Here is a 20,920-nt window from a genome sequence, read left to right as displayed (position 1 = left end):
GGGGTTTATTCTGCATCAATTCTTAACTATCTTTGAACACAGATGCCGACTCTAATACTGTTACTTCCTATTTACACATAATATTTTACACTCTCGTTAAAATGCGGAGCTTATAATTTGTTTTTACCGATTATAAGTTATAATTATTGTTACGTAGATTATTTTTTTCTGAAATTAAGTTTAGAATGGAAAAAACAATCTACGTAGCATTTTCAATCTAACTTTTCTCATTTCAATCTAACGAGCCCTCATTTCAATCTAACTTTTTCATTTTCTAAACTAACTAGTACCTATTTTATTCTAAATATTCCTTTTTAAGACTAATAACTACCGTTTTATACTAAAAGGCCATCTTTACAATCTGACTTTTCAAAAATTGATATTGAAAAGATGGAAACGAACTTATAAGACAACTTTTTAAAGTTGTAATCCATCGATCTAAAACTAACTTTTGTGCGCAGTAATCTTTTTTATAAAAAAGTACCTTAACTCTCTCGAATTAGTAACTATCTGGCCTTGTCCAAAGCCTAAATGCTCTAAAATTGATTTATTCAACCAATAAAATAATTTATTTTTCAAGAATTTCATCTCAAACCAAAAACCCCGCACTTGCGGGGTTTGTAAATTACTTTAAAACGATCTCACTTTTATAATACCACCCGCTGCCTTGTTGCAGCAGCTTTATAAATAGCCTCCACGATCCTGATATCACGCAAACCCTCTTCACCGGGTACCAGCATAGGTTTCTTTTGCATAATGCTCAATGCATCGTCATCCATTTGCGTGGCCTGTTGAAAGGGTACATTATAAGGATGTTCAATAGTACCCAGCGGACTGCTCCCCTTTTGCCCATTATAGGCCGAATAGGGCTGCACCTTTATGTCACCTTTTTCGCAATTGATATTAATGAAGTTTACATTTTCGCCAAAGCTGGTCTTTATATCGGCCATTACCCCACCCGGAAATTCAAGTGTGGCCACCGTTGTTTCATCGAGCCCGTTCTTATAGATCTCTGGCCGGGTAGTGGAGGTTTGTGCCGATACAATGGCCACGGGTTCCATATTGGTACCCAGGCGTGCCCCCTGTATGGCATACACGCCCATATCGTACAACACACCGCCACCCATCTCCTTTTTCTGTTTCCAGTGATCGGTACGGTTATCGCGGTACGCGGCGGCGCAGTTCACCTTGGTTACTTTACCCAATTGCTTTTCCTTTATGATCTTTCGCCAGGCCTGCGTATTGGGTTCATGATGCAACCGGTAACCAATGGCCAACGATCTTTTATTCTGCTTACAGGCATCAATCATAGCCTTGCATTCTACCTCGGTCATGGCCATGGGTTTTTCGCACCACACATGTTTACCCGCATTGGCAGCCCTTATCACATACTCCTTGTGCATCGATGGTGGTAATACAACATATACCACATCTATATCGGGGTTATTAGCTATGGTATCGAAGTTTTGATAGTTATAAATATTCTTGTCGGGTATGTTATACTTCTTCTTCCAGGTTTCGGCCTTGGCCGGGGTGCCGGTAACAATACCTGCCAGGTAGCAATGTTTGGTTTGTTGTAATGCCGGTGCCAACAGATCGGTACTATAATACCCCAACCCTACCAGGGCAATACCCAGCTTATCTTTATACAGGCTTTTAGCACTAAAAATTGTTTTGGGCGAAAGCAGCATAATGCCGCTGCCGGCAGCAATGGTTTTAATTACTCGTCTGCGTGAAACAGTGTTCATTGTAACATAATTTTACAGGTTTATAATAATGAAACACTATTGGTTGTTGATCGTATTGAAGTTAACACTTTTTAGGTTAATGGTTATAACGGGAACAATTCTTCATGTTTGAAGCCGTTACAGGTTACAAGTTACAGGTTGCAGGGCTTTTATTACAGGGTTCGCTACTGGCTTTAACTGGTAACTGGTAACCGGCACCTGTATTTCCCGGCAACAGGTACCTGGTAACTGGTAACAGCAAAAAATAAGACAAAGCCTGTTTTCATGAACCCTGCAACCTGAAACCTGCAACCTGCAACCATCCTGGTAACATTTTTGATTAAGGTATATATTTAAAAAACAACTTCCTGGAAGCACATGAAAAGCTATCTTCATATATTTACCATAATCACCTTCCTTACCGCCGGTTGCGGGGGAAAACAACCCACTCAAATGCTTATAATTGAAGAAGAAAAGCTGTTAAACAGCATCCCCTCCGCATCGGGCATCGTTATTGTGAACGATACAGCCTGGCTTGTTGGCGATGACGCCACCAGCGTTTACCGGCTCAACCTTACCAGCTACGAACAACAAAAAATTCCGCTTAAAGGCTTTCCAACAGATGAATACCGGTTGCCCAAACCCATAAAACACGATCTTGAATGCGCCAATCTCATTACCTACAACAATAAGCAATACCTGCTGGCCTTTGGCAGCGGCACCCTGCAACCTTACCGCGATAGTGTTTTACTATTGAATATAAATGATACCGCCGATCAGCAGCTGATTTCGGTTCAGCCATTTTATGAGGAACTGCAACGGCTAACTGGTACCGATAGCACGCAATGGAATATAGAAGGTTCTACAACAGTAGGCGATTCATTGATCATTTGCAACCGGGGCAGTAATTTACTCATCAGCCTTCATACCGATTCATTAATGCATTATTTGCTGTTTGCAGGCGCCCCTATGCCGGCCATTGACTTTCATAAAGCCAACCTGCCGCAAATTGAAGGCAAAGAAGCCACGCTTTCGGGCATTTGCACCATCGACGATACACACCTGTTATTTACCGCATCAGTTGAAGATACGCCCGACTGGGTAAAAGACGGCCCCATACTGGGCAGTTTTGTTGGCGTGTATTCACTAAAAGAAAAAAAAGTAACAGCCAGCCATCTGCTGAGAAACAAACAGGGCGCCATAGCCAAAGAAAAGCTGGAATCAATTGATATAGTCAGTAAACAAGGGGAAACAATTACCTGTATAGCCGTAGCTGATAACGACAATGGCACTTCGGGGCTTTTTAGGTTAAAGCTGTTAATGCAGTAAGCCTAAATTTCATTTTTATCGTTATAAATACTGGGAATACGCCATCTGTACCGAACAGATAAAAACCTGATCAAAAACACCAGCACCATCACCACCACATCTAACCAGTTCTTGTTGAAATGTAGTTTTAACAACAGGAAATAAACCAATCCGCCCAAAATACAGGCGGTAGCATACACTTCTTTTCTAAAGATCAATGGAATATTGTTGAGCAGAATATCTCTTATTACCCCGCCAAAGCAACCGCTGATGGTGCCTATGGCAATACAAATACCCGGACTAAACCCAAACATTATTCCTTTTTGTATACCCAGCACCGAAAATAGGCCCAGCCCCAGCGAATCGAAAATAAACAGGGTCTGCTGAAAGTTATGAATGAATTTTCTTAATAGTACTGCACAGATTGCGCTAACAAGAATAATAAGCGGAACTTTAACACTGCGCATCCAGCTAACGGGCAGGTCGCCAATCAACATATCGCGCAAGGTTCCCCCGCCTATGGCTGTAATAAAAGCAATGATAAGGATGCCAAAAAGATCGAGCTTTTTTTGCATGGCAGCAAACACGCCCGAGATGGCGAAGGTTACTGTTCCCAGGATATCGATGAGGCTAAGCAGCTCTGCTTTCATATGGTAAATATATACAGAAGAACCTAACTTGTTAACTTGTAAACTAAATTTGCAGTATGAACATTTACCAGCAACAGATAACACTGCCTGCCAAACCAAGAGGTTTTCATTTAATAACAAGAGAAGTGATACGGGCACTGCCCGAAATGGCCAATATAAGAACGGGCTTTTGCCAGGTGTTTATACAGCATACCTCGGCATCGCTTACCATCAATGAAAATGCCGACCCCACCGTTCGGCAGGATTTTGAAATGTTCTTCAATAAAATTGTAAAGGAACGAGACCCTGATTATAAACACGACTATGAAGGCGACGACGATATGCCGGCCCACCTAAAAGCATCGATGCTCGGCTGTAGTGTAATGATCCCCATCCGCAGAGGCGAACTGGCCCTGGGCACCTGGCAGGGTATATACTTATGCGAGCACCGCGACCATGGCGGCGGAAGATCGCTGGTGATCACCGCCTGGGGACAATGAAAAATACCAAATCCCAAGCTCCAGGAACCAAATAAAAAAATCCAAAACTGTTGTTATTTTAACCATTCCTCCGCTTTTATTGCCTTGACTGTTCGTTTTTCAATTTTTTATAGCAACTTATAGCATCAAAGTTTGCCGTATGAGAAAGACCTTTTCAACAACCCTGTTGTTGTTTGCATTTGCTATTAGCTTCGCACAGCCGGTCAAAGAGAACGGCCGCTTACAGGTGAAGGGCCTGAACCTTGTTAATGAAAAAGGAAAACCTGTAGTATTACGCGGAATGAGTTTTGGCTGGCATAACTGGTGGCCTCGATTTTATAACGCCGGCACGGTAAGCTGGCTTAAAAGCGATTGGGGCTGCACTGTAGTGCGTGCAGCCATGGGTGTTGAGCCCGACAATGGTTACCTAAACAAACCCGACTGGTCGAAAGCAACTACAAAGGCCGTTATTGATGCCGCTATTAAAGAAGGTATTTACGTAATAGTTGACTGGCATAGCCATACAATAAAACAAAAAGAGGCGCAGCAATTCTTTACCGAAATAGCAAAGGAATACGGCAAACACCCCAACATTATTTACGAGATCTTTAATGAGCCCGACGATAAACAAAACTGGGCCGATGTAAAAGCTTATTCCATTGAACTGATTAAAACCATCAGGGCCATTGACCCCGATAATGTGATTCTTGTTGGTTCACCTCATTGGGACCAGGATATTCACCTGGTAGCCGATGACCCTATAAAAGGTTATAACAACCTGATGTATACGCTTCACTTTTATGCGGCCACGCACAAACAGCCCTTACGCGACAGAGGCGACTACGCACTTAAAAAAGGATTACCCATTTTTATTTCCGAATCGGCCGGTATGGAAGCGACAGGCAATGGACCGCTAAACGAAACCTCCTGGCATGAATGGATCAACTGGGCCGAGCAAAACAAGATCAGCTGGATCACCTGGTCGGTAAGTGACAAAGATGAAACCTGTTCGGTATTGTTACCAACGGCTTCATCAACCGGTAAATGGAAGATCAGCGATTTGAAACCATCGGGGGTTAAAACGAGGGAACTTATCAGAAAATATAATGGAGTGAAATAGTTTTGAGTTTTGAGTTTTGAGTTTTGAGTTTTGAGTTTTGAGTTGCCGCGCGCAAAGCTGTATTTTGTATTTGCTTTAAGCTTTTGGCTTTAACCTTTAGGCTGTATTCTGTATTTGCTTGCAGCTTAAGGCTTACAGCTGTATTCTACATTCTCGCCACCATTCCACCCAATATTTTCATTTTCAGCCTTAACTCATCTGTCCAATACAAACCCAGCGAGAACCGCATGCAATTTTCAAACTGATTTTGCAGGGTATATAACCTGCCCGGCGAAATACTTATTTTTTGTTTAATGGCCCGGTCGTACAACTCCGCTGTATTTATCTTTTTATTGAATTCTATCCAGGCGGCCAGTCCGCCCTGCGGGCGGCTAATTTTTGTATCGGCCGGAAAATGGTCGCCAATGGCGCTTATACAATGCTGGTAATTGCTTTGTAAGGTCTGCCGCATTTTGCGAAGATGCGTATCATATCGCCCGCTTTTTAAAAAGTTGGCCACCGCCTCATTATTGATGGTTGATGAGGAAATGGCATGCACCCATTTTAGCTTCAACACCTGGTCTTTAAATTTACCCGGCGCCACCCACCCTACTCGGTAACCGGGCGCCAGGGTTTTTGAAACGGAACTGCACCATAACACCATTCCTTCTTTATCAAATGCCTTACAACATTTGGGGCGCTGCGCGCCAAAATACAGATCGCCATAAATATCATCTTCTATCAGCGGCACCCCATGTTTTGCCAACAGCTTCACTACTTCTTTTTTATTTTCGTCGGGCATAAAACTGCCCAACGGGGTATTGAAATTGGGCACCAGCAAACAGAGATCTATTTTATGGACCACCTTCTTTAATGCATCGAGCTCGATGCCGGTTACCGGATGCGTTGGTAATTCAAGTACTTTAAACCCCAGGCTCACGGCCAGCTGTAAACTACCGGGGTAACAGGGACTTTCCATAGCAATGGTATCGCCCGGTTTTCCCAACGCCATCATACAAAACGATAAGGCGTTCATACCACCAGCCGTAGTAATAAGATCGTTCTCACGCAGGTTTCCACCCCAGGTGATAGACCGGGCTGCTATCATTCGCCGTAAATGCTCATTACCCTGTATTTGTTCATACTCCGTACCGCTGGCCTTTAGCTGCCGGGTGGCTTGCATTATTTCTTTGTTCAGCTTGGCAATGGGTAATAATTCTTTTGAAGGCACACCAATTGACAAATGGGTAATATCATTGCGGCCCATATTCCCATATACCTTCTTTATCAAGTCATCGGGCTCCTTACTACTGCCTGCTATTGAAGGTTTACTTACATCGGGCAACGCTAATTGACGGCGCGATAGCTGGCTTACAAAATAGCCCGATTGCGGTTTGCTTTCGATCAGCGATTGCGCCTCCAGCTCCAGGAAAATTCTTTTAGCTGTGTTCATACTTATGCCATGCTCCTGGCATAACATACGTACCGAAGGTAACCGGTCACCTGCTTTTAACACTTCATTCCTGATAAGACCGGCGATGTTGTTCGAGATCTCAACGTACAAAAAATCGTTCTTCATAATGAAAAAAGATAACTGTGTCCATAAAAATACACAAAACTGGGACTGTGTTTATTGAACACGCAAAACTAATTTTGTTTTATTAAAACGAACAAATATGTCAGCCGTAATTATCAGATCGGGCAAAGAGAATATGGATGTAGAAACCATCCATCGCTATTTAAGTGAAGACTCTTATTGGGCAAAAGGCATTTCGTATACGTTTGTTGATAATTCACTGACCAACTCATTTTGTGTAGGTGCCTTTATCGATGGTAAACAGGTAGGCTTTGGCAGGGTGATCACCGACTACTACACCTTTGGCTGGTTTGCCGACTTTTTTGTATTACCCGGTTACCAGGGCAAGGGCGTTGCCAAGAAAATGCTGTCGTATATTTTGGATCAACCCTGGAGTAAACGCCTGAGAAGAAAAATGCTGGGCACCCGCGATGCGCACACTTTGTACAGGCAGTTTCAGTTTAAGGATTTGGCGAATCCTTCTATCATTATGGAGATCAATAATCCTACGGTGCATTTGGAGTATGTTGGTGAGTTAACGAGTTAACTGGTTGACGTGTTGACGAGGAGTTACCCTGCGAAACTGTATTCCCTGCAACCTGCAACTTGTAACCTGCAACGTAAACCTATGAAAGAAAAAGTAACAACCCGGGAAACCGGCACCTGGTAACCGGTAACCGGTATCCGGCAACTGGAACCGTACAATCACTGTATCATAAACGAACATCTCATATTAGTATGAATATCCTTCGTAATGGTTTTCAGTTGGTTTAAAGAATGGCATATTGTTTAAGGGATTAAACAGCCATTCTATAAATCATAAAGTAAACCTTTCATGATCAGTAGTTTCTTTACCATCGCATTGCGCAATATTCGCCGGCATTTTAGCTATGCTTTATTGAACATATTAGGGCTTACACTGGGCATTGCCACCAGCATCATCATTTTTTTGGTGGTGCGTAATGAATTGAGCTTTGATAAGTACCATCAGAAAGCCGATCGCATTTGGCGGGTAACGTTGAATGCCATTGATTTCAACCCCAGTGTATCGATGGCCATAACGCCGGCATTACGGGCAGATTATCCTGAACTGGAAGTGACCCAGGTATGGCGCCATGCTGAAGGTGTAATAAAAGTAGGCGATAAACGAATTAATGAAAAAGGCGGCTACTGTTTTGTTGACGAGCACTTCATGAATGTGTTCGATCACCAATGGCTGGCAGGCGATAAAAAAAACGCCTTATCGACCCCCAACTCAATTGTACTAACGGAAAGCATGGCCCGCAAATACTTTGTTAACGGCGAAGCCATGGGCAAGGTGATGAAGCTCAATAACCATTACGATCTGTTTGTAACCGGCATTATAAAAGACCCGCCGCCCAATACGCATTTACCATTCGATTTCCTGGTATCATTTGAAACGGTAAGAAACGAAATAAAACCCGGTCAGTTAGAATTTTATGACATCATGGGTGGCTTTACTTATTTTGCTGCACCCGAAAACTTTGATATAAAAAAGTTGCAGGCGCAGGTGCCTGCTTTCATTACCAGGCATTGGGGAAAGGAATTAGCCAAAGAGGCAAGGCTTCCGCTGCAACCCCTGCGCGAAATTCATTACGATACCCGTTACCTGCACAGCAGTGAAATGCCAACCGTATCAAAAGAAACCTATTGGTCGCTGGGCGCCATTGGCCTGCTGATACTGCTTATCGCCGCTATTAATTTCATTAACCTTTCCACAGCGCAGGCAATAAAACGGGCAAAGGAAGTAGGCGTACGAAAAGTACTGGGCGCTTACCGCTTTCAACTGGTGCGTCAGTTCCTGGGCGAAACCACCATACTGGTATTACTGGCAATGCTGCTTGGAATAGCTGCTGCAGCATTGTTCCTGGCCAAAGCGGTAAATATGCTTGAACTAAGAATTGGCCCTGCAGCCCTGCTCGATCCACAAGTGATCTTATTTATTGCACTGGTAACCGTTGGGTTGATATTGATAGCCGGTTTATACCCTGCCTTTGTTCAATCGGCCTTTAACCCGGTAACGGCATTTAAAAATATGAAGGCGCCTGTTGTGCGTGGCTTTTCGTTACGAAGAAGCTTAGTAGTTGTACAGTTTGTTATATCGCAGGTACTCATTATTGGCACCCTGGTGGTTGCCTACCAAATGGATTTCTTTACCAATCGCGATCTGGGTTTTAAGAAAGATGCCATTGTTTCTTTCTTTGTTCCCGATGGCAAAAAACGGGAAGCTTTTCAGCAGCAATTAAAGGATATTCCTGGTGTAAAAGCCGTTACCTTATCATCGGGCGAGCCCAGCTTTAGCAGTAGCTGGGCGCCGTTCAGCGCCCCCGACCGCGGCATTGATAAAGATGATGTAACTGAATTAAAATTTATTGATGAGCATTACATGGATATGTTTGGCATTACCCTGCTGGCCGGACAAAAGATCAATAAAAAATCCGATAATGACACCCTGCACCAGGTGATGGTAAATGAAGCATTGATCCACAAGCTGGGTATACAGCAACCCGAGCAGGCCATTGGCGTTCGGTTTAAAGGTGCAGGCGAAATGGTGACCATAGCCGGTGTGGTAAAAGATTTTCAAAGCGAATCGAAACACAAAGCAAGAAGACCCTGTATCATTGATTATTTTAGCAAACGATTTTTTAGAACAAGTGTAACACTGCAACCAACTGCTATGGCGCAAACCATGCGGGCCATTGAAAAACTATGGCTCTCCATGGCCCCCGAGGAAATGTTCACTTATGAATTTCTCGACGAACATATTGCCGGCTTTTACCGGCAGGAACAAAAACTATATACCGCATTCCGATTGTTTGCGGGTATTGCCATTCTTATTGGCTGTTTAGGCTTATATGGACTCATCTCTTTTGCCACCATTCAACGCACCAAAGAAATGAGTATTCGCAAAGTATTGGGAGCGCCGTTGGCAAGTATTATATACCTGTTCTCGAAAGAATTTATCTGGCTTATACTAATTGCCTTTTTGGTGTCGGCGCCTTTGTCGTTTTACGCCATGCACAGCTGGTTGCAAAACTTCGCCTATCATATAGATATCAGCGCAGGCATCTTTATTATAGCCATCATTGTTTCGTTTGTAATAGCAGCACTTACCATTGCCTCACAAACCATAAAAGCGGCGCGGGCAAACCCGGTAAAGGCATTGAAAACAGATTAAACATTATAATTTGAGTAAAAGAAAACCCGCAATACTGCCTAATAAAATAATGTAAAAAGAACTGATCTTTTTGTACGCAAGCGTAAGCCCCAAACAGCCGGCCAAAATAAGCGAACCACGCCAGTTGGCAACTGTTTCCATTACAAGATGTAAACCAACTACAGCAATAACAGATATTGATGCGGCGCTAAGCCCATCGAGAAATACGCGCAACCGCTGACTTTTGCGGGCCCCCGAAACCAGTTTATGTAAAAAGAAGGAAATAAAAAAAGCGGGCAGAAAAATGCCAACTGTTGCCAGCACACCACCGGGCATGCCATTGATAAGATAACCGGCAAAGGTGGCGCTCGATAATATGGGACCGGGTGTTATTTGTCCCACCGCAATGGCATCTGTTAATTGTTGACGGCTGAGCCAGTGATTATGCCGCACTAAAGATTCATCCATATAAGCAAACAACACAAACCCGCTGCCGTACAATATGGCCCCAATTTTAAGAAAGATAAAGAACAACTTTTCATTTTGAAACCGCGTATTTATCTGCAGCAGTATGGGCGCATATAATAACCCGGTAAAAAAAGGTATTTTCTGTTTGCTTACACTTATTACGTAGTTCAACAACCCGGCAGCCAGTATCAGCAATACTTCGTTTACCCCTGCCAGGGAAGCAGCAAATACAAGCAGGCATAAAATGATGAGCGTGGTCTTATTTTTCAGGGTAGAAGCAGCAAGCCTGAACACGGTAGCAATAATCAGCGCTGTAGTGGCCGGTCGCAAACCGAAGATAAAGTCCTGTACATTGGGCAATGCACTATACTTCTGATAAAAATAACCCAAGGCCAGGCAAATGACCATGGCCGGAAAAATATAACAAACCCCGGCTAATACCAGTCCCGCCCGGCCACCACGTTCTTTACCGCAGTGCATAATAATTTCAACCGCGTTGGGGCCTGGTATAATATAAGAAGTGCTAAGCACATCCATAAAATGCTGGTGATCGATCCACTTACGTTTTTCCACCATTTCGTTCTCAATGGTAGAAACCATACCGGCAATGCCGCCAAAACCAATGGTGCCCAACTTCAGACTACTCCATGCAATTTCCTTTAACCTTTCTGCCTTACCCATACTTCAATACATTCGAATATGCCAAACTAAAGTAAAACCCAAGCACAACAATGCGTGCCTACCTTTTCTAATGAACTATTAATGATACATCCCTTAAATAAAAAGCTTTAACTTTGATTTTGCAGGATGATAAACAAGTTAAAAAACAGCTTCGAACACATTTCCATTACAAAACACCTCCTTCGCTGGACTTTACTCACCATCCCTGTTGCGTTTATTGCAGGCTCACTGGTAGCCCTTTTTTTATGGTTGCTCGATAAAGTAACTGAGCTGCGGTGGCACAATGGCTGGCTGTTGTTCTTATTACCTGCTGCCGGTGTATTGATCTATTTTTTGTATAAATACCTTGGTAAAAATGCTGAAGCCGGTAATAACCTCATCATGGATGAAATTCATGAGCCCGGCGGTGGTGTACCGGCAAGAATGGCGCCGCTGGTGTTGGCAACCACTATTATCACCCATCTTTTCGGTGGTTCGGCAGGGCGCGAGGGAACAGCCGTACAAATTGGCGGCAGCATGGCCGGCCTTATTGGCCGCTGGTTACAATTAAATAAACAGGATACCCGCATTTTGCTTATGTGTGGCATTGCAGCGGGGTTTGGCGCCGTATTCGGCACACCGGTTACCGGCGCCGTATTCGCATTGGAGGTGCTGGCCATTGGCCGAATGAGTTATAATGCCCTTATGCCCTGCTTCATTGCCAGCGTACTGGCCGATGTTACCTGTAGCGCATACGGCATTCACCATACAGCCTATCACATTTCAGTAAACGAAGCTGTAACCAATACGTTCTCATTCCTGCATTTTGATCTGTTGCTGTTAGGTAAAGTAATTATAGCCGGCGTTTGTTTTGGTTTGGCCGGTTATTTATTTGCGGAATTGTCGCATACCATAAAAAATTACAGCAACCGGTTTATTAAAACCAAATGGCTTATTCCGGTAATAGGCGGCTTCATCATTATAGCATTGACCTTTGCCCTGCAAACAAGAGACTACCTGGGTTTGGGCGTAACCAATCCGAATGCCGATGGCGTTTCCATTGTTAGTTCGTTTAAAGAAGGCGGCGCCGGATACTTTAGCTGGTTTTGGAAATTACTATTTACAGCCATCACCTTAGGCATGGGTTTTAAAGGCGGCGAAGTAACCCCCTTGTTTTTCATTGGGGCGGCGCTGGGAAATACCATTGCCATGCTTACCGGTGCGCCGGTTGAATTGATGGCGGCATTGGGCTTTATAGCCGTTTTTGCCGGGGCCACCAATACGCCCATTGCCTGTACCATTATGGGGGTAGAATTATTTGGCGGGCACTACATACTGTACTATGCCATTGCCTGTTTTACGGCCTATTATTTCAGTGGTCATTCAGGCATTTATCTTTCCCAACGTGTTGGCCAGTCGAAAAACCCAAACGATGACCAGCTCACTAATAAAACGTTAAAACAAATAAGAGATAAACGAATACTTTAATTATCATGGACTTTGTAATTGCAACGTCGTTGATATAATAGCCCTTTGCCGGCTGCGTTTTTGAATTAATTTTGCAAGCAATGAAGGTAACAGCCATCTTTCTCACCATTCTCTTATTTGCACTGAATTTTATTCCGTGCAGAGATGCTGTTGCCTGTGCCCCCAAAGACGCAAAGGCTGCTGTTGAACTCCCCGGCTCACACAATGATTCAAATGACCATGACGATGACAGCTGTTCGCCATTGTGTATCTGCAGCTGCTGTTCGGTAGCACCCATGCCTTCGCCTTCAATTGTGGTTGAAACAATTGTTGACAGGGTTCATCCTGTTCTTGCCTCCGTTTACACCGACCAGCTGCTCGACATTTCTCTTCCCATTTGGCAACCGCCACAGCTTATAGCATAAGTTACTATTTACATTATTGTAGCGTACGCAAATCGTTCGACTTAGCGTAGCCTGACTATTACCTTACCATAAACGGCCGGCAAACATATGTGCCGTACGAATGCTATTAACTATGCTTAATAAGATCATTTCTTTTTCTATAAAGAACAAACTCGTCATTGGCATCTTTACGCTCGCCCTCATTATATGGGGTATTTGGAGCGCTACCAAACTGCCGGTTGACGCAGTGCCCGATATTACCAATAACCAGGTACAGATAATTACCCTTACCCCTACCCTGGCGGCCCAGGAAACCGAACAACTGGTTACCTACCCCATTGAACAAAGTCTTGCCAATTTGCCCGGCTTGCACGAGATGCGATCTATATCGCGCTTTGGGCTTTCGGTGATCACGGTGGTGTTTGACGATGATGTTGATATCTATTTCGCGCGTCAGCTTATAAACGAAAAGTTGAAAGAAGCGGAAGAGGCGATCCCTAAAGGAATAGGATCACCGGAACTGGCCCCTGTAAGTACCGGCCTGGGTGAGATCTATCAATACATACTGGTACCCAAAAAAGGAGCGGAACATAAATACACGGCTATGGACCTACGCACTATGCAGGACTGGATAGTAGCCCGGCAATTATACGGCACCGAAGGCGTGGCCGAAGTGAACAGCTTTGGCGGCTTGCTTAAACAATACGAAGTAGCCGTTAACCCCTACCGGCTCAAAGGTATGAATGTAACCATGACCGAGATCTTTACCGCCCTTGAAAAGAACAATGCCAATACCGGCGGCGCTTATATTGATAAAAAACCCAATGCCTATTTTATTCGCGGTATCGGGTTGGTTACATCCCTTGACGATATAAAGAATATTGTTGTTAAAAACGTAAATGGCATTCCGGTGCTGATGCGCGATGTTGCCAATATACAGTTAGGCAGTGCAGTTAGATACGGATCAGTAACCTATAATGGACAGGAAGAAGTAGTAGGCGGTATTGTAATGATGCTCAAAGGCGCCAACAGCGCCGCGGTGGTAAACAGGGTAAAAGCCAAAATGGCCACCATACAAAAGTCGCTCCCGGCCGATGTGGTCATTGAACCATTTCTCGACAGAACAGACCTTGTAGACAGGGCAGTAAGTACTGTAAAAACGAACCTGATAGAAGGAGCGCTCATCGTGATCTTTGTGTTGGTGTTATTCCTAGGCAATCTCAGGGCGGGCCTTATCGTAGCATCCGCCATACCACTGGCCATGCTTTTCGCATTAGGTTGTATGAACGCTTTTGGCGTTAGCGCGAATTTGATGAGTTTAGGCGCTATCGATTTTGGATTGATAGTAGATGGCGCGGTGATCATTGTGGAAGCTACTTTACATCACCTGGCGCTGCGCCAAAGCAGGGAACGGCTTACCCAGGCCCAAATGGATGAAGAAGTATTTGTTTCTGCCTCGAAGATCCGCAGCAGCGCGGCCTTTGGTGAGATCATCATCCTCATTGTTTACATACCTATCTTAAGCCTTATAGGTATAGAAGGGAAAATGTTCCGCCCCATGGCGCAAACCGTAAGCTTTGCCATTTTTGGTGCGCTCATTTTATCGCTCACCTATATACCTATGATGTCGGCTTTGCTGTTACCTAAAAATAGCACGCACAAACCGAACCTTTCCGACAGAATGATGGCCTTCTTTCAACGTGGCTATGCGCCATTGCTTGAATGGGCGCTCAAATTTCGAAAAGCGGTAATAATAGCAACGGTGGCTATTTTTGCCATTACCCTTTTTGTTTTTGCGCGGTTAGGCGGTGAATTTATACCCCAGCTGCAGGAAGGCGATTATGCATTCCATTGCATTCTGCCACAGGGCACTTCCCTATCGCAAAGCATTGAAACATCCATGCAGGCCAGCCGTATTGTTAAAACATTTCCCGAGGTAAAGATGGTAGTAGGCAAAACTGGTTCAGCCGAAGTACCTACCGATCCCATGCCCCCCGAGGCCAGCGACCTTGTAATTGTTTTAAAACCAAAGAAAGAATGGCCAAAGAAGAAGAATTACAATGAGCTGGCCCAACAAATACTGGAGGCGCTTGAAGTTATACCCGGTGTTTTCTTCGAATACAACCAACCCATTCAAATGCGCTTTAATGAACTTATGACCGGTGTTCGCCAGGATGTAGCCATTAAAGTATTTGGTGAAAATATTGATACCCTGGCCATGCTGGCGCCTAAAATAGCCAGGGTGGTGCAAACGGTAAACGGCGCAACGGCCCCGCAAATAGAACAAACAACCGGCCTGCCACAAATTTCGGTCCAGTATGACCGTGCAAAAATTGCAGCTTATGGCATGAGCATCGACGACCTGAACAATGCAATAAGCACTGCTTTTGCCGGTAAAACCGCCGGTGTGGTATTTGAGAACGAACGCCGGTTCGACCTGGTTGTTCGGCTCGATAGCGCCAGCAGAACGTCTATTGATGATGTGAGCAATTTATATGTGGCACTGCCCAATGGTACGCAACTGCCCCTATCGCAGCTGGCCACTATTTCATTTAAAGAAGGACCGGCGCAGATCAGCCGCGAAGAAGGAAAAAGAAGAATAGTGATAGGCTTTAATGTAACCGGCCGCGATGTAGCAAGTGTTGTAGAAGATATTCAAACCAAACTTACCGCGGCGCACCTGTTGCCTACCGGTTATTACTATATATATGGCGGAACCTTTGAGAACCTGCAACAGGCAACTGCCCGGCTTAAAATAGCCGTTCCTATTGCGTTAGGATTGATCTTTCTGCTGCTTTACCTCACCTTTGGTTCGCTAAAAGAAGCAACGCTTATATATACAGCCATTCCCATGAGCGCTATTGGCGGCGTATTTGCCCTGGTGCTGCGCGGAATGCCCTTTAGTATTTCGGCCGGCGTTGGCTTTATTGCCTTGTTTGGCGTGGCCGTACTAAATGGTATTGTATTAATAAGCACTTTCAACCATTTGGAAAAAGAAGGGGTAACCAACATCTTTGAACGAATTCGCCGTGGAACGCGGGAACGGTTACGACCGGTGCTTATGACAGCCACCGTAGCTTCACTGGGTTTTATTCCTATGGCCTTATCAACCAGCGCCGGGGCCGAAGTACAAAAACCACTGGCCACCGTTGTCATTGGCGGGCTTATAACGGCTACCTTTCTTACCCTGATTGTTTTACCGCTGTTATACCTGATCTTTTCAGGCAGAAAAAAACAAACCATGAAACCTGTTGCTCCGGCACCAATTCTTGTCATTGCATTATCGCTGCTATGTGGTAAAACAAAAGCGCAAGAGCCGGTTAAAGCACCAAGGTTCACCATTCAGCAGGCGCTCGATGCCGCAGGGCACAATCTGCAATTCGAATTAAACAGGCAACAGATACTTAAAGGACAGGCGCAAACGAAAACTGCCGGTGCGCTTCCTAAAACAGGAGTGTTTGCCGAAAACGAAGACATGCGCCCCAGTGATAATAAAGGCATTCTTAAAATTGGCGTAACACAAAGTATTGCCTGGCCCGGCTTGTACAAGGCGCAGCGAAATTTGTATAGCGAGCAACTGAAGTATTACAATTTAAATACTTCCCTTATTGAGGCCGATCTAAAAAAACAGGTGCGGAGCGCTTACTACCAATTATGGTATTTGCAAGACAGGATGCAGCTCTTTCAACGGCTCGACAGTATTTACCGATCGCTGGAAAGCGCTGCCAAAGTAAAAGTTAAGGCGGGCGACTCACCGGGGCTCGATAGCATTGCCGCCAGCGCCCGTTCGCGCGAAGCGCATGCCAACCTGGAGCAAATTGCCATAGACATAAGTGTACAACAAAATATGCTGATGCAATTGTTGAACACCGATTCCACGTTCTTAGCCGCCGACATTCCCCTGGAAAAATTACCGTATAAACAGTTTACAGCCGACTCATTACACCCGGCCCTGGTTTTGCAACAACAAAATATACATATTGCGGGCGCAGGCGTATCGGTTGTAAAAAATGAGAACAAACCCGATTTTTCGGGCCGGTTCTTTACGCAACGGTTATACGGGCTTAGCGATCCCTTCAGTGGTTTTTCGGTAGCAGCCGCCATCCCCATTTTTGGCAGCGGGGCATATAAGAATAAAGTAAAGGCCGCCCAGGCAGAAATGCAGGTGCAGCAAAAACAATTTGACCTGGAGAAGCAATTGTTCAATACGCAACAAATACAGGCACAGAAAGCCGTGGAAAGAAATATGAGCCTGCTTACTTATTACGAACAATCGGGTTTGGAACAGGCAAAAACTATAATTAAGGCAGCCACGCTGGCTTACCGGTCGGGCGAAATTGGTTTTGCCGAGTTATCGCAGTTCATTACCCAGGCCATAGATATTCAGCGCAATTACCTCGACAACCTCAATGCCTATAACCAGGCTGTTATTGAATACAATTACTTTATAAACCAGTAGAATAATAATGAAAAAAATATCCGCAATAATAATAGCAGCAACTCTCAGCCTTGGGTTTTACTCCTGCGGCAATGACGCTAATATGGAAGAGAAACCTGCGGAAGCAGCAAAGGAAGAACATGCAGAAGGCGCCGTAGAGCTCACTGAGGCGCAAATGAAAAGTATTGGCGTAGAAATTGGCACTATTGAACAGAAACAACTCACAGCATCATTAAAAGCAAATGGCGTACTGCGAGTGCCCAATCAAAACAAAGCACAAATCAATTCTGTATATCCGGGCGTTATAAAAACATTACTTGTTCAACCGGGTAACACGGTCACTAAAGGACAGGTGATTGCCACTGTAGGTAATCCGCAATTCATTATTACGCAGGAAGAATATTTATCACTTACACCTAAGATCACACTCGCCCAGCAGGAAGTTACCCGGCAACAGGAACTCATACAGGGTAATGCCGGCGCGTTAAAGAACTTACAGGCCGCCGAAAGCAACCTGCGCACCATGCAAACGCGAAAGGTTTCGTTGGAAGAACAGCTTCGCTTAATGGGAATAAGCCCGGCAAAACTAAGTGGCACCCATTTAATTTCAGTGATACCTGTAATGAGCCCTATAAACGGAGTGGTAAGTAACGTTACTGTTAAAATAGGCAGTTATGTTGATACCAACACACCCATACTCGATCTGGTTGATAACAGCCAGCTTCACCTCGACCTGTTTGTTTATGAAAAAGACCTGTCGAAGCTAAAAGAAAATCAAACCATCCATTTTACACTCACCAATAACCCCGGCAAAGAATATGATGCACAGATCTATTCCCTGGGCTCTTCATTCGAAGATGAAAGTAAAGCAGTGAGTGTACATGCGCTGGTAAAGGGCGACAAACAGGGATTGATAGACGGTATGAATATCACCGCTTTAATAAGCCTTGAAAATATTACCGCACCGGCCGTTCCTACAGATGCCATTGTTACCATGCAGGGACAGGATTTCATTTTTGCAGTAAGCGAAAAACAGGAAGCACATGCCGGTGAAACCGTCTTCGAAAAAATACCGGTAGCAAAAGGCACAACCGATGTAGGTTATACCCAGGTTACCTTATTGAAGAATATTGCACCCAATACAAAGATCGTTACCAAAGGCGCATTTTTTGTACAGGCGAAAATGGTGAATACCGGTGAGGGTGAACATGAGCATTAACAATAATAGTAAGGCAGGTGTGCCCCGATGCATCGGGGCACACTTTTAATTACAATATTACTCTAAACCCGCCATTAAAAATAAAACCATCTATAGGCGTATAGATCTCCCTAAAATCGGGCTGTTGTATTGAACCGGTGTACATGGGCTCCCAACGCGACTGTCGCGTATCGAGAAAGTTCTCAAAATTCAGGAACACGCTAACATGTCTGAATTTTCTTTCGCCCGAAACGCCCATTACCCAATAATCCCTTACGCTTTCACCATTGGTCAATTGCTGGCGCCCTGTATAGAACAACTCATAAGCAATACGCCATTTATCTTCCTCTTCATACATTAGGTTACAATTGATGCGGTGTTTGGCAGTAAGCGGATTAACCGCCCCCCCTCTTGTAAAATCTCTTTGCACATTGGTATAAGTATAACCAATATACATAGACCATTCATGGTACGCCAATCGAACATTGGTCTCAAAACCTTTGGCAGTAAGAGATCCATTTGCATTATAAAAAGCATAATTTCCATTGGTCTGCGGCAGCGTATCGAGCAACAATGGATCTTTTAACCCTGTATAAAAGAACAATTGATTGATGCTGATACTAACTTCATCTGTAAGGCGGCCTTTATAATTTACATCTACATTAAACCCATTCGAACGTTCGGTTTTTGTAGTAACTGATTGGGCAAGCGGCTGTATGTTTCGAAAGCTCTTTTCTTCTGCCTCTTCCGAAAAAATATTGGGCGCCTTGTACCCTAATCCCCAACCTACTCTGCTGGTAAAATGCCTGTTGAATTTATACATGGCCGAAATACGCGGCAATACAAATAGATCATGTTGGTTAGTATGATCAATGCGCAGCCCCGATTCAAGCACAAACATTTCTGCCGGTTTCCAGTTATTCTGCACAAAAACACCGCTGGTAACAAGATCATAATCCAGCGGATTTTGTGTAGCGTTGGTTTGTTTGAATTTATCGGTTACAAAGCTGAGCCCCGCCACCCATTCTGCCTTGTCTTTTGGCAACAGAAAATTGAGCTCAGAAAACGATGCATTTTGTTTGCCTGAAAAAAGATAATCAGGTAATTCAATGGCCCGGTTAAAATAACCGAAACTGTTCTTAAGCGTCAGCACTGCCTTATTTTCAAACCTTTTCTCCAGTTTGAACTGGGTAGCATACCGGTCGGTTTTGTTCTTTTCAAAATAGCTATGCATACTATCTGCATGGTGCTTTATTACCTGCATATCGCCACCCAGCCGGTCCTCAAAACTGGTATTTACACCAAGGCTAATGGTAGTGGAAGCATTGGGATAATAAAATACTTTTGGGTTAACGGTATAGCGGGTAAAGTGTGGAATATCCGAAAACTCATCATGATTATTATTATAAGCAGCCTGAGAATTACGGGTTGCAAACAAAGTAAGCCCCAGCCTGCCAAACTTTTGCCCATAGTAAGCATTCAGGTCAAGCGCCCCTGTTTGGTTAACATTGGCCAGCATCGACAATTCGCGTTTGTCAGTGGGTTCCTTCGTAACCAGGTTTACCAGTCCGGCAATGGCGCCACCGCCATATAATGTAGAAGAGGACCCCTTAATAACTTCCACGCGTTTCAGATCGAGCGGTGGTATTTGTAAAATACTGAGCCCACCCGAAAAGCCGCTGTATAAAGGGAAGCCGTCTTTCAGCATCAGCGTATATCTTCCATCCAACCCCTGAATACGAATACCGGCGCTGCCAGACACTGCAGACGTTTGTTGCGTTTGAATACCTGTGCTTTCTGTAAGCAGCATACGGATGTTACCCGGTTGCATAACTGCTTTTTCGTGTAGTTCGCCGGCAGTAATGGTTTCAATACGGGTAGGAATGTCGTTAATGCTGCGACTGCTGCGGGTAGCAGTAACCTGTACTTCAGCCAGCTCATCATCTGCAGGCTCAAGTAATATTTCTATTGTTTTACTCAGCGGAAAATGCACAACCTGCTCGTGGGTCTCAAATCCTGTATAACTAACTATGAGCATTTGTGCCCCAGCAGGAATACCTGTTAATTCAATAGCGCCTGTACTATCGGAAACAAAGGAAGCACCAGTGCTTTTAACCAGTATGGTAGCGCCCTGCAATGGTGCTTTTGTAGCGGCGTCTTTTATAAATAGCTTTTGTACCTGCTGCGCCTGTACCAGTGAAGTGCAAAGCAAAGCGGCTATAAGAATGATATATTTCATTATAAAAAAGGCCCGAAAGATAACAAAAAGCCCCGAAAACTTTAATAAGG

Annotated in this window: 14 protein-coding genes; 9 read left to right on the top strand and 5 right to left on the bottom strand. The window is 44.3% G+C overall.

Annotated elements, in window-relative coordinates; translation table 11 throughout:
* Positions 1-647 precede the first annotated feature (647 nt).
* A complete protein-coding gene (locus GGD38_RS30025; RefSeq protein WP_375302558.1) occupies positions 648-1,748 on the bottom strand; it encodes a Gfo/Idh/MocA family protein in 1,101 nt (366 codons plus the stop codon).
* A gap of 357 nt (positions 1,749-2,105) precedes the next feature.
* Between GGD38_RS30025 and GGD38_RS30020 the strand changes: the two genes are divergently transcribed.
* Positions 2,106-3,056: a hypothetical protein gene (locus GGD38_RS30020; RefSeq protein WP_375302559.1), complete on the top strand. Its 951-nt coding sequence runs from the start codon at positions 2,106-2,108 to the stop codon at positions 3,054-3,056.
* 2 nt (positions 3,057-3,058) lie between these two features.
* Here the strand turns inward: GGD38_RS30020 and GGD38_RS30015 are convergent, their stop codons facing one another.
* The gene (locus tag GGD38_RS30015) at positions 3,059-3,685 is read right to left on the bottom strand and encodes a trimeric intracellular cation channel family protein (RefSeq protein WP_375302560.1); all 627 of its coding nucleotides are present in this window, start codon (positions 3,683-3,685) and stop codon (positions 3,059-3,061) included.
* A 62-nt stretch (positions 3,686-3,747) separates the two neighbouring features.
* Between GGD38_RS30015 and GGD38_RS30010 the strand changes: the two genes are divergently transcribed.
* Positions 3,748-4,164, top strand: a complete 417-nt coding sequence (locus tag GGD38_RS30010) for a secondary thiamine-phosphate synthase enzyme YjbQ (RefSeq protein ID WP_375303741.1) — start codon at positions 3,748-3,750, stop codon at positions 4,162-4,164.
* Between the two features lie 139 nt (positions 4,165-4,303).
* On the top strand, positions 4,304-5,263 hold the full coding sequence (locus tag GGD38_RS30005; RefSeq protein ID WP_375302561.1) for a glycoside hydrolase family 5 protein: 960 nt from the start codon (positions 4,304-4,306) through the stop codon (positions 5,261-5,263).
* Positions 5,264-5,408: 145 nt separating this feature from the next.
* Here GGD38_RS30005 and GGD38_RS30000 read toward each other — a convergent pair whose 3' ends face one another.
* Positions 5,409-6,821: a PLP-dependent aminotransferase family protein gene (locus GGD38_RS30000; RefSeq protein ID WP_375302562.1), complete on the bottom strand. Its 1,413-nt coding sequence runs from the start codon at positions 6,819-6,821 to the stop codon at positions 5,409-5,411.
* Positions 6,822-6,918: 97 nt separating this feature from the next.
* Here GGD38_RS30000 and GGD38_RS29995 point away from each other — a divergent pair, with 97 nt between their 5' ends.
* Positions 6,919-7,365 carry a GNAT family N-acetyltransferase gene (locus tag GGD38_RS29995; RefSeq protein WP_375302563.1) on the top strand — a complete coding sequence of 149 codons (447 nt, stop codon included), beginning with the start codon at positions 6,919-6,921 and terminating at the stop codon, positions 7,363-7,365.
* Between the two features lie 288 nt (positions 7,366-7,653).
* A complete protein-coding gene (locus tag GGD38_RS29990) occupies positions 7,654-10,017 on the top strand; it encodes an ABC transporter permease (RefSeq protein ID WP_375302564.1) in 2,364 nt (787 codons plus the stop codon).
* A 3-nt stretch (positions 10,018-10,020) separates the two neighbouring features.
* Here the strand turns inward: GGD38_RS29990 and chrA are convergent, their stop codons facing one another.
* Positions 10,021-11,145, bottom strand: a complete 1,125-nt coding sequence (gene chrA, locus GGD38_RS29985) for a chromate efflux transporter (protein ID WP_375302565.1) — start codon at positions 11,143-11,145, stop codon at positions 10,021-10,023.
* A 126-nt stretch (positions 11,146-11,271) separates the two neighbouring features.
* Here chrA and GGD38_RS29980 point away from each other — a divergent pair, with 126 nt between their 5' ends.
* The 4 genes from GGD38_RS29980 (at position 11,272) to GGD38_RS29965 (ending at position 18,652) form a co-directional block, all read left to right on the top strand.
* Complete coding sequence (locus GGD38_RS29980; RefSeq protein ID WP_375302566.1) at positions 11,272-12,612, top strand: voltage-gated chloride channel family protein; 1,341 nt, start codon at positions 11,272-11,274, stop codon at positions 12,610-12,612.
* 80 nt (positions 12,613-12,692) lie between these two features.
* Positions 12,693-13,016, top strand: coding sequence for a DUF6660 family protein (locus GGD38_RS29975; protein ID WP_375302567.1), 324 nt, complete (start codon positions 12,693-12,695; stop codon positions 13,014-13,016).
* Between the two features lie 100 nt (positions 13,017-13,116).
* A complete protein-coding gene (locus GGD38_RS29970; RefSeq protein WP_375302568.1) occupies positions 13,117-17,454 on the top strand; it encodes a CusA/CzcA family heavy metal efflux RND transporter in 4,338 nt (1,445 codons plus the stop codon).
* 7 nt (positions 17,455-17,461) lie between these two features.
* On the top strand, positions 17,462-18,652 hold the full coding sequence (locus GGD38_RS29965; RefSeq protein ID WP_375302569.1) for an efflux RND transporter periplasmic adaptor subunit: 1,191 nt from the start codon (positions 17,462-17,464) through the stop codon (positions 18,650-18,652).
* 49 nt (positions 18,653-18,701) lie between these two features.
* On the opposite strand, the gene GGD38_RS29960 is transcribed toward GGD38_RS29965, so the two are convergent.
* The gene (locus GGD38_RS29960) at positions 18,702-20,870 is read right to left on the bottom strand and encodes a TonB-dependent receptor domain-containing protein (RefSeq protein ID WP_375302570.1); all 2,169 of its coding nucleotides are present in this window, start codon (positions 20,868-20,870) and stop codon (positions 18,702-18,704) included.
* Positions 20,871-20,920 lie beyond the last annotated feature (50 nt).

The organism is Niastella sp. OAS944, assembly GCA_024809215.1.
Taxonomy (GTDB): Bacteria; Bacteroidota; Bacteroidia; order Chitinophagales; family Chitinophagaceae; genus Niastella.
Note: the sequence above shows the minus strand (reverse complement) of the source record. Positions and strands in the feature narration are given on the sequence as shown.

What these genes read in the sequence shown, in the direction of transcription:
- GGD38_RS30025 (WP_375302558.1), bottom strand. Translation starts at nt 1,748, where the DNA reads ATGAACACTGTTTCACGCAGACGAGTAATTAAAACCATTGCTGCCGGC.
- GGD38_RS30020 (WP_375302559.1), top strand. Translation starts at nt 2,106, where the DNA reads ATGAAAAGCTATCTTCATATATTTACCATAATCACCTTCCTTACCGCC.
- GGD38_RS30015 (WP_375302560.1), bottom strand. Translation starts at nt 3,685, where the DNA reads ATGAAAGCAGAGCTGCTTAGCCTCATCGATATCCTGGGAACAGTAACC.
- GGD38_RS30005 (WP_375302561.1), top strand. Translation starts at nt 4,304, where the DNA reads ATGAGAAAGACCTTTTCAACAACCCTGTTGTTGTTTGCATTTGCTATT.
- GGD38_RS30000 (WP_375302562.1), bottom strand. Translation starts at nt 6,821, where the DNA reads ATGAAGAACGATTTTTTGTACGTTGAGATCTCGAACAACATCGCCGGT.
- GGD38_RS29995 (WP_375302563.1), top strand. Translation starts at nt 6,919, where the DNA reads ATGTCAGCCGTAATTATCAGATCGGGCAAAGAGAATATGGATGTAGAA.
- GGD38_RS29990 (WP_375302564.1), top strand. Translation starts at nt 7,654, where the DNA reads ATGATCAGTAGTTTCTTTACCATCGCATTGCGCAATATTCGCCGGCAT.
- chrA (WP_375302565.1), bottom strand. Translation starts at nt 11,145, where the DNA reads ATGGGTAAGGCAGAAAGGTTAAAGGAAATTGCATGGAGTAGTCTGAAG.
- GGD38_RS29980 (WP_375302566.1), top strand. Translation starts at nt 11,272, where the DNA reads ATGATAAACAAGTTAAAAAACAGCTTCGAACACATTTCCATTACAAAA.
- GGD38_RS29975 (WP_375302567.1), top strand. Translation starts at nt 12,693, where the DNA reads ATGAAGGTAACAGCCATCTTTCTCACCATTCTCTTATTTGCACTGAAT.
- GGD38_RS29970 (WP_375302568.1), top strand. Translation starts at nt 13,117, where the DNA reads ATGCTATTAACTATGCTTAATAAGATCATTTCTTTTTCTATAAAGAAC.
- GGD38_RS29965 (WP_375302569.1), top strand. Translation starts at nt 17,462, where the DNA reads ATGAAAAAAATATCCGCAATAATAATAGCAGCAACTCTCAGCCTTGGG.
- GGD38_RS29960 (WP_375302570.1), bottom strand. Translation starts at nt 20,870, where the DNA reads ATGAAATATATCATTCTTATAGCCGCTTTGCTTTGCACTTCACTGGTA.